The following is a 14,641-nucleotide window of genomic DNA, read 5'->3' on the forward strand; positions in this document are numbered from 1 at the left end:
GTTCTATCATATAGCAGAGGGCGAAGAATTTTGGCTCTTATCATACTTTTAACCATTTACAAAACCGGGATGCTCCCCAAAGAGCTCGCACGGTGGGGAACCAAAGCTGCAAATGGGATAAGTCGCTGTTGACAGTGCCGGAGTACGCTTGGAACGGGTCGGCTTCCAAACAGACGAACGTCCTCAAAGCATACAGTTCGTCCAAGTTGAGTCCATCCAATCGGTTGATTAGGGATTCCAGCGAATATTTGTTGGGTGCCGCGTACGGAGTAATCGCTTGTTCCCCTAGTTCCCACCAACTCATCATGTTGGCTCGTTCTGTGGAACAGATGACCTCCGACTTGCGGGCGCAGATGTAAACCGGGCGTCCGTATTCGAGAACCGGGTTGTCTTGGTCATCCAGCAGGCGACCGGTGACGGTCTCCGAACGAACGTCCGTTACTTCGATGCGTCCCGTTGCGGTGGTAACGCGGGGATTGGGTATTTCTACAAAGCTTGATTGGGCGGGTTGCGACGGCTGCCCGTAGTCTGCGAACATAAGGTTGCTCCTTGGTAGCTGGTGTTATCAGCGAATGGGAGAAGTCCCGGCATCTGTGTTTGCCGCACTGCGCCGGGGCGTCACTCCCACCCTAAAACCTGCGTTCGGGGCTGTCAAGAAGTTTACCATATATTAGAAGGTATTAATTTCGGGTTATTTGCTAGCGCGATTGTTTGAGGCGTTCGGCAATGATGTTGGAGAGTTCGGGATTGCTGCCCGCCGCGTCGAGGATGGAACGGAGGGAATTGGCATAAGCGAGGGTGCGTTCGTACTGTTCGGGCATTTTCTCGAAATCAATGCCGCTTCCCCATTTACTCGAAATAGTCTCTGTTTGCACGGCCAGGATGCGGCTCAACAAGCGAACGCATTCCGCTCTATAGCCTCTGGTAGCTTCCATCTGGGCGTCGGCATCAAACCAAAGCCTACAAAACTCTCGTGCTTTCACAGGTTTTACAAATTTATCTATAGAACGTCTTTTTAGTGCAAACATAAACTACCTCGTTTACCATATATGTTATGGTATCTTATAGAGATAGAATCGTTTGAATTTACACGATAATATCATGTAACGAATGGTTAAAATCCCGTAGCGGTTTGCGAACAAAGCTCAGGCTTAGCAAAACCGCAGCGTTGGCACAACACAGGAAACCCGCGACCGCAATCAGCAAGCGTTCGAGTAAAGGTCAAACACGGGAGAAATATGACTGAATCAGCGAGAGCCATTCGAGCCGGGCGTGCAAATAGGTTCCTTAACAGTCGATGGGTTCATGCTGCCAGACGGCTCCTATCGAATGAGCCAAACGCAGGGGGCCGAATGTGTTGGATTGAAAGTTCAGAACGTCTCAGATTTTTTACGCTCTAAGGCATTCAAAGCTTTAGCGGGCGAGGGTTATACTCCTCAGATTTCTGAGATAGAACCAGCGGGAGAACAACTTAGAGGGCAAGCAAGGATTAACGCGCGGTACTCCCCTGAAGGAAAGGATCGAGAGAATAAAACTGAATTCAAAGAAAAGTAGGCATTTAGAGTTGTAAATTAGCATTGTAATGATGCACAAACCGCCAAATTGCAGCAATATGATTTTCTAATTTTTTAGAGAAGGCTAAGCTCTTTCTTACCAGTCGAGACACTCGTTGTCGAATAGTACAATTGAAGCGCTCGATATAGCTAGTAAAACCACTATCTTTATCTACACGGCGCGATGACGCTTGCTGGGCAATACAGAATCATAAGCACTCCAATGGTCGGTATAAATTACTGCACATTGACGGTACACTGGTGGCATTGAATCCCATAAAGCTTGAGCCGATACTGCGCTACGATCTCCAATATGTACACCAACAATTTCCCTAGTCTGGGCATCCAATGCCAGCCAGATCCACTGCTGATTTCCTTTACTATCAACGAATGACCATAACTCATCCATCTGAACACTCAAGCGCTTTTTTTCCTTGGGAGTCACCTCCACTTGCTTCTTAACAGCAGCCGTTTGGCTATTAACGTATCGCTGCACTGTATCTTCTGACACTTGTAGTACCCGAGCAATTCCCGCCTGAGAAATACGTTCAAGTAGCATCCGTGACATTAATTCCTTTTGTTCTTTTGTAATAGGTTTCCATCCCGGATTTAAAACAAATTGACGACCACATTCTCGGCATTTATAATTTTGTTTATGATGCCGAGTTTTACCGTTCCGACTAACTTCTTTTGAGCCACAATTAGGGCAAAAATTAATTTCTAATGTCAGATCACGCTATGGCAAACACTTCTCTAATTATAGCTTGCTCCGATCCTTTCCTTCAGGGCACTACCGTATCACCGATGCGGAAAACCTTTACAAATTGGGTGGTTCTAATCAACGTTTGCGAACAGTGGAGACTCATCTCTGGCGTGGTCAGGTCGATGGGGCAATCGCTGATGACGGCTGACTGGGATGTACCTCACGTCAAGAACTTTCTGGATTATCTAGAACGACATCGATGTAGGATTCCTGACTATCAGGCGATGCAGTCTCAAAAGATCGCAATTGGTTCCGGTGCTGTCGAGGCTACAATTAAACAAATTGGACGGAGAATCAAAATATCCGGGGCCGGGTGGAATCGTGACAATCTGGCTCAAGTTCTGAAACATCGTTGTGCTTATTTAAATCTCGCTTTGGCCTGAATAGTATTTATACTCATTGCATATTTGAGATGCTCCCAAGATAAACAGATAAACTTTTCCCTGACATTCAGACTCCTTCAACAAACCCGTCATTAGCTTTCCGCCAAAAATAACAATGAATAACTCCTCCACAAACTACAACCTAACTACAACCCATCAAATTCCTAACTATCAAATTGTTGAAACCGTTTATTCAGGAAGTCGAACCGTAGTATACCGAGCCCTTCGTACCAAAGAGCGACTACCTGTCGTCATCAAACTGCTGAAAAATGAGTATCCAACTTTCAGCGAACTGGTGCAGTTTCGCAACCAGTATACCATTTCCAAAAACCTTCATCAACCTGGAATTATCCAGACCTATAGCCTGGAGCCCTATCAAAATGGCTATGCCTTAGTCATGGAAGACTTTGGGGGGATTTCTCTGAAAGAATGGGTAATGAGCGGAAATCTACAATCTTTACACGAGTTTTTAGCGATCGCGATCGCACTATGCAACAGCTTAGATATATTGTATCGGGAACGGATCGTTCACAAAGACATCAAACCCAGTAATATTCTCATTAATCCTGAAACGAAACAAGTCAAATTGATTGACTTTAGTATCGCTTCTCTCCTTCCACGGGAAACCCAAACACTGGTAAATCCCAACGTCTTAGAAGGGACACTGGCTTATATTTCTCCCGAACAAACGGGTCGAATGAATCGAGGAATTGACTACCGCACTGATTTTTATTCTTTGGGTGTAACTTTCTACGAATTACTCACGGGAGAATTACCATTTCCAGCAACCGATCCCATGGAATTGATCCATTCTCATATTGCTAAACAACCAGAGAAAATCAAAAATAAAAAAACAAAAGTAAAAGGTGAAAAAAGTGGAGAAATCACCCGGAAAGAAATTCCCCCAGTAATTTCTGCTATTGTCATGAAACTCATGGCAAAAAATGCCGAAGACCGCTATCAGAGTGCATTAGGTTTAAAGTTCGATCTGGAAAAATGTTTACATCAACTACAACAAACAGGTCAAATTGAAGACTTTAAGATTGCACAGAAAGATGTATGCGATCGCTTTATTATCCCCGATAAACTCTACGGACGAGAAACCGAAACAGAAACTTTACTGCAAGCCTTTGAGCGAGTCAGTAGTGGCGCAACCGAAATGATGCTGGTTGCTGGCTTTTCCGGCATTGGTAAAACCGCAGTTGTCAACGAAGTGCATAAACCGATTGTGCGACAACGGGGTTATTTTATCAAAGGCAAATTTGACCAATTTCAACGCAGGATTCCCTTTTATGCATTTGTGCAAGCCTTTCGTGATTTAATGGGGCAATTATTGACTGAAAGCGATGCCCAAATTCAGGAGTGGAGAAATAAAATATTAGAGGCTGTCGGGGAAAATGGACAGGTTATTATTGAAGTTATTCCCGAATTAGAAAACATTATTGGCCAACAACCACTATCTGTAGAATTATCAGGAACAGCCGCGCAAAATAGATTTAATTTATTATTTCAAAAATTCACTCAAGTCTTCACCAGCAAAGAACATCCTTTAGTGATGTTTTTAGATGATTTGCAATGGGCTGATTCTGCATCATTAAAATTAATGCAGCTATTAATGGCTGATACCGGGAATCTTTTTATCATTGGTGCGTATCGTGATAACGAAATCCATCCTGGACATCCATTATTATTGACATTGAGTGAAATTCAAAATACACAAGCAATAATTAACACAATTGCTTTAGCGCCACTCAGTCAAGTACAAGTAAATAAATTAGTTGCTGACACACTCAAATGTCCCGAAGATTTGGCATGGAATCTTTCTGGATTAATCTATCAAAAAACTAAAGGTAATCCATTTTTTGCTACCCAGTTTCTCAAAGCACTGCATCAAGATGGACTGATTAAATTTGACTTTGAATTAGGCTGTTGGCAATGTGATATTTCCCAAGTGACAATGCAGGCAGTTACAGATGACGTTGTGGCTTTTATGAGCCTGCAATTACGTAAACTGCCGCCATCAACACAAGAAATTATCAAACTGGCAGCTTGTATTGGTAACTCTTTTGATTTAGCAACTTTAGCGATTGTTGCCGAAGAATCTCAAATTGAAACAGCAGCTTGTTTATGGAAAGCATTACAAGAAGAGTTGATCGTCCCAATTGGTGATGTTTATAAGTTTTATGTCGGTCAAGAAAAGATTGTAGACATATAGACAAATCAACACACTGTTGCCTACAAATTTATACACGATCGCGTCCAACAAGCGGCTTACTTTTTAATTCCTGACGATCAAAAACAAGCTACTCACTACGAGATCGGTCGCTTACTCCTGCAAAATACACCAGAAGCCAAACTGGACGCTAACATTTTTGAAATTGTCAATCATCTAAATACAGCGATCGACTTAATCAGAGACAACATTGAACGGGAAGGATTAGCACAGCTTAATCTGGTTGCTGGTCGCAAGGCCAAAGCCTCATCGGCTTATAAACAGGCATTAAGGTACTTAGACATTGGCATACAACTCCTGTCTGAGGATAGCTGGTTTCATCAATATGCCTTGTCTCTCGCTCTACACGTTGAAACAGCAGAAACTGCACTCTTAAACACTAACTTTGATCGAGCACAACAACTGATCGAAACGCTCGTCAGCTTTGCAGAAAACTTACTAGACAAGGTAAAAGTTTATGAGATTCAAATTCAAGGCTATATTGCTCAAGGTAAATTACTAGAAGCACTTCAAGTCGGTCAACAGATTTTGCAATATTTGGGGGTTGCCCTTCCCGATTCTCACTCTTTAGATGTTCTTCAGCAGGAACTCGAAAAGATCGCAACGCTGCATGCGGGAAAATCGATTGAGAGTTTGATTCATTTGCCCCAAATGACCGCACCGGAGCAAATTGCCGCGATGCGCGTTTTAGCAAAGCTTGGTCTCCTGCTTTTTTGGCTCATCCCTCCCTCACGCCTCTAATCGTACTTAAGCAAGTCGAGCTTTCGCTGCAATATGGACACACCTCAGAATCCACATTTGCCTATGCTGCTCATGCGATCACGTTGATCAGTACAGTCGGAGATATTGAAGCAGGCTATCGATTTGGTCAACTGGCTCTCAACCTTTTAGACCATTTAGGTTCTAAGGAGAACAAAGCTCGAACCGAGTTTCTTGTTAATAACCTAGTCATTCCCTGGAAACAGCATACTCGTATTACTTTAGCTCCTTTACTAAAAGCTTATCAAACGGCTTTAGAGACAGGAGACTTTGAGTTTGCGTCTTATGCAGTCCTTGTTTACTGCTACCATTCCTATTTTATTGGCGATGACTTGCTGGTGCTTGAACAGGCGATGAAGACATTCGCAACTAAAATGGAGCAATTGAAGCAGACCGCTGGACTCACACAACATATCCTAAATTACCAAACGGTTCTGAATTTATTAGGACGATCTACTAACCCAATTCATCTGGTGGGTGAGGCGTTTGATGAGACAGCCGTTTCACTGGTTGAAACCAAAAATCAGACCGTAATTTGTGTTTGGTATTTCCACAAGCTGATTCTTGCCTATCTTTTTGAGGCGCGATCAGAGGCGATCGCTGAAGCGGATAGAACACAGATATATTTAAAGGCGATCGCAGGACTCCCTTATGTCCCAGTTTTTCATTTCTATGACTCTCTGGCCCGTTTGCGTGTGTTGCCAGACCTAGCTCGAGCGCCACAAGAACTGATTCTCGAGCAAGTTTCTGCAAACCAAACGAAGCTGAAGACATGGGCAGGCTATGCTCCAATGAATTTTCAGCATAAGTATGATTTAGTCAAGGCTGAAAACCGTCGAGTGTTGGGTCAGAGTGCAGACGCGATCGATCTCTACGATCGCGCCATTGCTGGAGCCAAAGCTAACGGCTATATCCAGGAAGCAGCCCTTGCCAACGAACTCGCTGCTAAGTTCTATCTCAATTGGGGCAAGGAACGCATTGCTCAGGACTATATGATCGAAGCTTACTACGGCTATGCCCACTGGGGAGCCAAAGCCAAAGTTGTTGACCTGGAAACCCGCTACCCGAAATTACTCGCGCCCATATTACAGCAAAACCGTTCGCCTCTTTCAACTTACGAAACTATCTTCAGTTTGGGAACTGTGACATCTACCAGTTCGTGTACATCCAGCAGTAGTAGTGTCTCAAATACTCTAGATTTAACCGCAATTCTCAAAGCATCTCAGACTATCTCTGGTGAAATTGAATTTCAAAAACTGCTTGCATCTTTGCTTTCCATCGTGATTGAAACTTCTGGGGCTGATAAATGCGTGTTAATGCTGTTGCAAGACAAGCATCTGCAAATTCAAGGCGCAATTACCCAAGGAACACAACCCGTTGTGCTACAAAGTCTTGCCATTGAAGACAGTCAAGATATTCCCCACAAGTTGATTTACAAAGTCAAAAACAGCCAACAAACTGTAGTATTGTCGGATGCAACCGCAGATATCACCTTAGCCAATGACCCGTATATCATTAGTCAGCAGCCGAAGAGTATCTTGTGTAGCCCGATTTTACATCAAGGTAAATTGATAGGCATTTTATATCTAGAAAATAATTTAGCAACGGGGGCGTTCACCAGCGATCGCGTGGAACTGCTCAATTTACTCTGCGCTCAAGCCGCAATTTCTATCGAAAATGCGCGACTTTACGAGCGTTCTCAACAATATGCTCAACAACTAGAGCGATCGCTCGATCGGTTGAACGCCGCACAATCTCGGTTGCAAGCATCTCAGCAACGACTCCAGCTATTGGTTGAGCAAACTCCAGTAGCCGTCATAGAGTGGGATATCAATTTTCAGGTTACTGACTGGAACCCAGCAGCAGAACGAATTTTTGGCTATACCAAGCAGGAGGCTTTGGGTCATCACTTCAAATTCATCGTTCCTAAAGCGATTCAAGCACAACTAGAGGGAGTGAGCATCGATATTATATCGCAGCAGGGTGGTAATTACATTATTAATGAAAATCTCACAAAGGATGGCAAAACGATTATTTGTGTTTGGTATAACAATGCGCTTGTGAATGCGGATGGCGAGTTAATAGGAGTTGCTTCGCTGGCAGATTATATTACCGATCGAAAAGTTGCAGAACTTGCCTTACAGCAGAAATCGCTGGCATTAGAAAATGCCTTGAACAATTTGCAGCAAGCACAAATCCAAATAGTTCAAAGTGAAAAAATGTCCGCTCTGGGTAACTTAGTTGCCGGAGTTGCCCACGAAATCAACAATCCAGTCGGCTGTATTATTGGCAACTTTGGTGCTGTCCAAGATTCCATCAATGACCTATTTGGGTTGATTGACCTCTACAACGATAAATTCCCTCAACCTGGGACTGAAATTAAACAGGAATTAGAGACAATTGACCTGGAATATTTACGGGATGATTTACCTAAGTTAATCAGAGCCATGAAAGATGGTGGCGATCGCATCAAATCCATCAGCAAGAGTCTCCGCACTTTCTCCCGTGCCGATAGCGACCAAAAACAAAAGTTCAACCTGCACGAAGGGATTGATAGCACCATCTTGATTTTACGCCATCGCCTCAAGGCAAATGAACTACGTCCTGCGATTGAAGTTGTCACTAACTACGGGAATATTCCGGCGATTCATTGCTTTCCTGGTCAGTTAAATCAGGTGTTTATGAATATTCTGGCCAATGCGATCGATGCGTTAGATGAATCAAATACAGGTCGGAGTTTTGCCGAAATTCAGGCGAATCCTAACTGCATTACCATTGTAACCTCCGTCGAAAATGAAAGAGTAAAAATTGTTATTGCTGATAACGGTAAAGGAATGAGTGAAGAAGTAAAACAAAAAATATTTGACCATTTATTTACTACAAAAGCCGTTGGCAAAGGAACAGGATTGGGATTGGCGATCGCGCGGCAAATTGTCGTCGAAAAACATGGCGGTTCTATTCACGTCAAGTCAACACCGGGAGCGGGAACAGAATTTATCATCAGCTTACCAACTTAAGTAGAGCCAAAGAGTTAATTTTTTTCCTGAGCTTCAGACTCATTTAACCACTCACTAACTTTACGTCAACAATAGCTATAAATAACTCCCACCAAAACCACAACCAAAGCACAAACAGTCAAATTCTCAACTATCAAATTATCCAAACAATTTATAACGGAACTCGCACCTTAGTTTATCAAGCCATCCGTACCGATGACCAACAACCTGTAGTTATCAAACTCCTGAAAAACGAGTATCCCACCTTTAGCTAACTGGTGCAGTTTCGCAATCAGTACACCATTGCCAAAAACCTTAACTCACCCCTAATTATTCAAACCTACAGTCTAGAACCCTACATTACTCACAAGTTAAGCTAAAAGCACTATTGTCAATGAGTAATTTTACTCATTTTTTACCTGTTGATCCAATTAAAATATGACTCCATTTGTTCCTTTATTATTAAAAAAAAATTGTTCTGGACTTCTTTGAGTTCCAGGGAAAGGAGAAATAATTAGCCTGACATGAGGTTTTCGTCGTCGCTTAACAATCCCTAAATCTTGATTTTTATCGTCGGCAAAATACTTAACTAGGTCAGAAGCTATTCCTTTTTGATAGGCCACAGAAAAATGATACATCCCCCGATAAATCATTTCTAATGAAACACGTTCAATTGGCACTCCTAATTCATCTGCAACCGCATCTCCTAAATCCACTAAAACCGCATAAAATAGCCAAGTAGCCCAGATTTGGAGCTTGATTCCGTTTAATGAACCTGTCCATAAATAGCTGAGATTTAACAATCTTTTTACTGTACAAAATACCTCTTCTATTATTCGCCAGCGTCTTTGATATAAATCTGCTACTACATAGGGGGGCAATATTTGGGGTTCTCGGACACTTGTTAGATAAGAACGCCAGGAATTTTTCGAGCGAATTTGTACTAATCTTATAGTCAAAGCTGGTGTTTTTTTTGTCCCTGCACCTATCCTAATTATCTGGTCTTTGACATCATAAGTATTGGTTAATACCCGCTCGACTTGATAAGATGCACCTTTCTTAATCCGAGTAATAAATCCAATTTCTTGCTCGATTAATTTTGACCCAAAAGCGAAGTGATAGAAGCCTCTCTCTAATAACAGCAAGGTTTTTGGCTTAACTGTTTTTAGTAATTCTTCCTCCCAATTAGTATCTGCTTGTTTCGGGTTTGTCCAAAACCAAATTTCTTCGGGAAGATGAGTTACTAGGTCTATTATTACTCCCATTTTCCCGGATAATTGACAAATTGGAACATCTGATAAACTTTCTAGTTTACGAAATAATGCTTCTAATGTTGAGCCGTCAGCTATCCAGATATTTTCAAAGTTTTTTAAGGCAAATTGTACGCTATCTGGTAATGGTCTCGATTTTCTAGTCAACCATTCGCGACGAAAATGAGGCAGTAATTCTTTAAATACTTTTTCAAATAAAACTGCGGGAAAAGTTAAAAATCTTTGTGACAACGCTTGTTGGCTAATTTCTTGTGGCTGACACCATAAAAATCCTGATCTATTTAATAATCTGGTTAATTCTGTTACTCCTGCTACGTCTCGCCATAAGAGACTTAATATTGCTGCCATCATTAATGGTAGTGTCAGAATCCTATCTCTTAAATTTAATTGGCGATAAAAAGTTTTTTGGGCAGCCATTGCTGGAATTAATAAATCTTCTAGGTGATTCGCTACCGCTTCATTTTCTACTTGGGGACGATTTTTTTTCTTTGCATGATCTCGGTTGATTCGTTTTTTGCTATTCATAACTGGTTTAATTATGGCTCAACTGCTTGTCCGGTCAAGGTTTCATCCTATTTTACCTTTTTTTGTCTACCCCCTTGACAATTTGCACTTTTTCTTAACTTGTCACAAATGATGATTGCAGGTCACTACAGATAAGGTTTTTTGTACGGTGATGCTAAAAGCTTCGCGCTTATCTAGTCCAAACTGTCGGGGAGATAATTTTAGCTGATAGATCATCTAAATAGAAATCGTAAACAGGTTCTCCTGATAATTCACAGCAAAGAGGTTCAATAATTTTAGTGAACGGATTCCAAACTACTGTTACAGTCCGTTTCGTTTTCTTTCTTTGCAACTCACATTGAATATGTACTGTAGGTAGATGGATAATCATTGCACTGTGCAACCAAGCTTCTACACTCATTGCATAACGCTCTTGGATATCTAACAATTTTCGATCTAGCTCTCTATTAGTAGCTTCAATTCGAGCTAATTCTTTGTCTAATTCATCACCAATCAAATTTTTTAACTCAATCTTGTGGCGAATCCCAGAGCTAATCGTGTTGTAATAATCCTTGAGTCTTTCTTCATCCCTAGCTCTTGCTCTTGTTAATTTAGCCTGCCAATTATCTAAAGATTTTCCAATCAATATTCCACTTTGATGTTCGATTAACTTCAACAACTCATCAAAAGGAATAGAAAATGGTGTTTCTTGATTATCCACATCCATTCTGTCAGACTCCCAAAATAAAGCATCCCCAATTTGTACTGGTGTTACTCCTGTTATTTCATTGATAATAAACGAAACTAGACCAATCCTTTTTTCTTCGGCATTCGCTGTGTAAGCCACATTACATAAAATGTAGCGAGTGGTTGATGGTTTAGCATCTACAAAACGAATTAACCCATTTTGAGGTTTGAATCTCTCTGGTATGCTTTTGTCAAATCCCGTAGCTTTTAGATAGCCATCAAATTTTACACCCAAGGCACTAATCTGCCCTTTGACAGCTAATAGTTCAGATAATTTATTTAATACTTCTGAATGATAAGTAACAAAAACACTTTGAGGTACATCAGTGATAGTTGTAAAAGTTACTTCTTCTGGTAGAGAAAGTAACGAGGCTATGTTTTCATTTAACAGCGCATTTAAAACGTGTTCCCCAGCCGGTTCAGCTATTCCGTCATGGAGAGCTACAATTTTTTCTAAAGTAGTAATTATTGGGTCTGATAACATATTTAATCAAATCAATTTTTCAAGCTTCAAAATCTTCGCCAAAAATCTGTTCATCCAGTTCTTGAATTTGCTCATATTGTTTTTGGGCTTTCAACAAATTATCTGCCAATTGCTCAAAGGCTCGATCTAATTCGGGTTTAACTTGATGCTTAAGCCAGATATCCATGACAACTTCACTAAAGTCAAATTCATCATCCACATTGCCTAAAATTGTTTCAATTTCTCCGACTACCAGTTCAAACATATTAATTTTGTCGTGCAGTATCCGCAGAATATACTCTTCGATACTGCCTTTGAGACAGAAGTTAAAAATAAAAACATCCTGGGTTTGTCCGATGCGGTGGATACGACCAATGCGCTGTTCAATTTTCATTGGGTTCCAGGGCAGGTCATAATTAACGATCGCATTAGCAAACTGGATGTTACGTCCTTCTCCCCCTGTTTCCGATGCTAAGAGTACAGAAACATTATCCCGAAATGCGGCTATAGCCTCATCTTTCTGTTTAAGGGACATTCCGCCAGTAAATTCTGCAAAGGGGATATTTGCCGCTTGCAGCGTTTTAGCTAAATAGGTGCTAGTTGCTTTATGGGTTGTGAAAACTAAGGTTTTCTGGCGAGATTTGGAGAGCATCTCTACTAAGGTTTTTGCTTTCTCGACCTGCTTGACTTGGGATGCTCGTGCAGCTAAAGACTTCAGTTCTTCATCGGGTAGGCGGATAGTCAGTTGCTTGAGGGAGTCAGCTAAAGCATTAGGAGATGAACCCGCTCGCATTAGCAAATTAGTACGGGAGAGTCTGTCTAGTTTGTCCTCTGAAGAACGTAGATACTTGCTCAAGTCTTGGTAAAGTTTCTCCTCTCCGGCTGCCGGGGTAACGGTAATTGTGGTGGCGAAGCGTTTGGGCAGTTTGACATCTACTAGGGCGCGGGTATTTCGTACCATAACTTCCCGCATCAGAGTGCGTAACTTTTCGGGATTTTTAGGGACTCGTCCATTCTTGGAATTGACGTATTCTTTTTTAAAAGCGGCTTCTGTTTGTAGCAGTCCCGGTTTGAGGAGGGTTAGCAGATTAAACAGTTCCACAAGGGAGTTCTGCACTGGCGTAGCAGTAAGCATGAGGATAAACCGCTTATTGAGGGCGTTGACCAGTTTCCAGTTGAGGGTACTGCGATTTTTTAGATGGTGTGCCTCATCGACAACAACCAAATCCCAAGTACGACTGGTGACGTGAAGATAATGTTTAGCAGACTTAGCCGTGTTTAATGAAGCGATAATTCGCGGATTATTTGTCCAAAATTCGTCTATCGGTTGTTGTGGGTCACGGTTATCTGTGGTGATAGTAGCGATATTAAATTTGTCACTTAACTCTGATTGCCACTGGGAAACTAGGGATGCCGGAGTTAACACTAGGATGGACTTTACCATCCCCCTAGCTAAGTATTCGGCGATGATTAGTCCCGCTTCAATGGTTTTACCCAATCCGACTTCATCCGCTAGTAATGCCCGTCCCCCCATTTGTCTGAGGACTTTTCGGGCTGTTTCAATCTGATACCAGTATTTGTCGATAGCAGTTAATGTGGGTAGGCAAATGAGTTGGTCATAGTCTGCCATTACCGAGAGGTTAAACAGGTCTAAACGCGCTTCGTAGAAGTTAAGCGGGTCGTATTTACCAGCTTTCAGGGCTTCTAAGGCAGTGGAAGGATTGAATTGAAATGTATAGTTTTTTTCCATATTTATAGTTTTTCCTTACTCGGCCTGCTAAACAGACCTGTCCGCTAGCCTAAAAGCTTTGCTAGGTAATAAGTGTAGTCATTATCCTTAGCGTTTGAGGCTAAGAATACGGGCGACCCACGGCTAGAACCCTTTATTGTACAGCCAAGTTATGATGCTTGGTAGTGATACGGAAGTAGTGGTGAGACATAATCCTTGTCCCACAAGCAATACTTCGGACAGTTTTAGATATAGTCGAGTCTCCGAAACCCTTACTGGCTATATGCTGGACTATTTTTTCAAGGTTTAAGTAAGCGCGCTAAGTTTCAGAAAATGCGTAAAAAATGGCAGGGCTTCCTCGCCCTCGGCTTACAGGGCCGTTAAAAAACTGTCCGAAGTATTGTTAAATATGAATGGATCGAAATAAATGCCTATTCTAGCTGGCCAGCTCTTGTTTCATGTGTGGAAAAAATACTTAAAGAATTTGGAGAAAATTATGTAATTAATTTTGCTTAACTACTTAACAACTCAAAAACTTGTAACAATCCGATCGCCCCTCAACTCCAATTCAAAAGAGGCGATCGAGTGAAAGTTTCGGATCGGTATCCCGGCGCCGAGGAGTACAAAGGCGAGCGAGCCACCGTAGTTGAGGTGTGGAGGGATGGGCGGGAATGCCTGCTGGTTGAGCTCGACCGCGAAGTGACAATTCTCGGTAAATCAAAAAAACAGCTCTACCTTGACCGGCGTTATTTAGGGCTTGCTGGATAAGTGCAGAAAGGTTACACGGCGCGGTTATACGATCGCGCGATCGAGAGTAAAGTCGCCGTGATAAACAGGTAAAATAGGTCAAAAGCCGGACGATTGGTTTACGGCATCATCTCAAACCGAGAGTAGAACAGTTGGCTAGCCCGTCCAAGTTCTTTAAAACCTAAAACAAAAGCTCCTACATCAGAGAAGCTTTTGTTTGTATATTGTCCAGCGGCATTGATCTATTTTCGAGCTGCCGTGAATGACCAAATATATTAGCAACCTGGGCGTTTAACAACCGAGTTCGGGATGGAATCGGATTGGTGCCAGTGCGTCTTTCGACAGACCGAAAAAAAATAAGGGTAAAAAACCCTGAAGACTGCAGAGAATTAAGTCATCATCATCACCATCAAACAATAGAGGTCAAGCCCTCGGTCTATTAGTACGCCTCAGCTTCATCCCTCTCAGGACTTCCACTTAACGCCTATCAACG

10 protein-coding genes and 2 pseudogenes are annotated in these 14,641 nt (G+C 42.0%); 6 read left to right on the top strand and 6 right to left on the bottom strand.

The window, feature by feature from the left end:
• Positions 1 to 40: 40 nt before the first annotated feature.
• Positions 41 to 538: a hypothetical protein gene (locus QUA02_RS30945; protein ID WP_333033440.1), complete on the bottom strand. Its 498-nt coding sequence runs from the start codon at positions 536 to 538 to the stop codon at positions 41 to 43.
• Positions 539 to 698: 160 nt separating this feature from the next.
• A complete protein-coding gene (locus QUA02_RS30950) occupies positions 699 to 1,028 on the bottom strand; it encodes a hypothetical protein (RefSeq protein ID WP_333033442.1) in 330 nt (109 codons plus the stop codon).
• A gap of 244 nt (positions 1,029 to 1,272) precedes the next feature.
• On the opposite strand from QUA02_RS30950, the gene QUA02_RS30955 reads away from it, so the two are divergent.
• A complete protein-coding gene (locus QUA02_RS30955) occupies positions 1,273 to 1,554 on the top strand; it encodes a hypothetical protein (RefSeq protein ID WP_333033443.1) in 282 nt (93 codons plus the stop codon).
• A 4-nt stretch (positions 1,555 to 1,558) separates the two neighbouring features.
• On the opposite strand, the gene QUA02_RS30960 is transcribed toward QUA02_RS30955, so the two are convergent.
• Positions 1,559 to 2,271, bottom strand: a protein-coding gene (locus tag QUA02_RS30960) for an IS1 family transposase (RefSeq protein ID WP_333033459.1) whose coding sequence is annotated in 2 segments (ribosomal slippage) — positions 1,559 to 1,729 and positions 1,732 to 2,271 — 711 coding nt in all. Because the reading frame shifts where the segments join, the coding sequence is not laid out codon by codon here.
• Positions 2,272 to 2,276: 5 nt separating this feature from the next.
• On the opposite strand from QUA02_RS30960, the gene QUA02_RS30965 reads away from it, so the two are divergent.
• The 4 genes and pseudogenes from QUA02_RS30965 to QUA02_RS33785 all read left to right on the top strand — a co-directional run.
• Positions 2,277 to 2,699 carry a hypothetical protein gene (locus QUA02_RS30965; RefSeq protein ID WP_333033444.1) on the top strand — a complete coding sequence of 141 codons (423 nt, stop codon included), beginning with the start codon at positions 2,277 to 2,279 and terminating at the stop codon, positions 2,697 to 2,699.
• Positions 2,700 to 2,814: 115 nt separating this feature from the next.
• Positions 2,815 to 5,631, top strand: a pseudogene (locus QUA02_RS30970) (ATP-binding protein); the annotation flags it as partial.
• Positions 5,632 to 5,645: 14 nt separating this feature from the next.
• On the top strand, positions 5,646 to 8,708 hold the full coding sequence (locus QUA02_RS30980; RefSeq protein WP_445305229.1) for a GAF domain-containing sensor histidine kinase: 3,063 nt from the start codon (positions 5,646 to 5,648) through the stop codon (positions 8,706 to 8,708).
• Between the two features lie 122 nt (positions 8,709 to 8,830).
• Positions 8,831 to 9,046: pseudogene (locus tag QUA02_RS33785) on the top strand (hypothetical protein); the annotation flags it as partial.
• Positions 9,047 to 9,118: 72 nt separating this feature from the next.
• Here the strand turns inward: QUA02_RS33785 and QUA02_RS30985 are convergent.
• From QUA02_RS30985 to QUA02_RS30995, 3 genes are all read right to left on the bottom strand, one after another.
• Entirely contained in the window at positions 9,119 to 10,483 is a 1,365-nt protein-coding gene (locus QUA02_RS30985) for an IS4 family transposase (protein ID WP_333033451.1), read from the bottom strand.
• 169 nt (positions 10,484 to 10,652) lie between these two features.
• A complete protein-coding gene (locus QUA02_RS30990; protein WP_333033453.1) occupies positions 10,653 to 11,693 on the bottom strand; it encodes a hypothetical protein in 1,041 nt (346 codons plus the stop codon).
• A 19-nt stretch (positions 11,694 to 11,712) separates the two neighbouring features.
• Positions 11,713 to 13,422, bottom strand: a complete 1,710-nt coding sequence (locus QUA02_RS30995) for a DEAD/DEAH box helicase (protein ID WP_333033455.1) — start codon at positions 13,420 to 13,422, stop codon at positions 11,713 to 11,715.
• Between the two features lie 564 nt (positions 13,423 to 13,986).
• Between QUA02_RS30995 and QUA02_RS31000 the strand changes: the two genes are divergently transcribed.
• A complete protein-coding gene (locus QUA02_RS31000; protein WP_333033457.1) occupies positions 13,987 to 14,169 on the top strand; it encodes a hypothetical protein in 183 nt (60 codons plus the stop codon).
• Positions 14,170 to 14,641: the final 472 nt, after the last annotated feature.

The sequence above is a fragment of the Microcoleus pseudofavosus SVA1_A4 genome (assembly GCF_036700565.1).
Taxonomy (GTDB): domain Bacteria; phylum Cyanobacteriota; class Cyanobacteriia; order Cyanobacteriales; family Microcoleaceae; genus Microcoleus.

Coding starts and splice junctions, on each gene's coding strand:
- QUA02_RS30990 (WP_333033453.1), bottom strand. CDS start 11,693: ATGTTATCAGACCCAATAATTACTACTTTAGAAAAAATTGTAGCTCTC.
- QUA02_RS30965 (WP_333033444.1), top strand. CDS start 2,277: ATGTCAGATCACGCTATGGCAAACACTTCTCTAATTATAGCTTGCTCC.
- QUA02_RS30950 (WP_333033442.1), bottom strand. CDS start 1,028: ATGTTTGCACTAAAAAGACGTTCTATAGATAAATTTGTAAAACCTGTG.
- QUA02_RS30985 (WP_333033451.1), bottom strand. CDS start 10,483: ATGAATAGCAAAAAACGAATCAACCGAGATCATGCAAAGAAAAAAAAT.
- QUA02_RS30995 (WP_333033455.1), bottom strand. CDS start 13,422: ATGGAAAAAAACTATACATTTCAATTCAATCCTTCCACTGCCTTAGAA.
- QUA02_RS30945 (WP_333033440.1), bottom strand. CDS start 538: ATGTTCGCAGACTACGGGCAGCCGTCGCAACCCGCCCAATCAAGCTTT.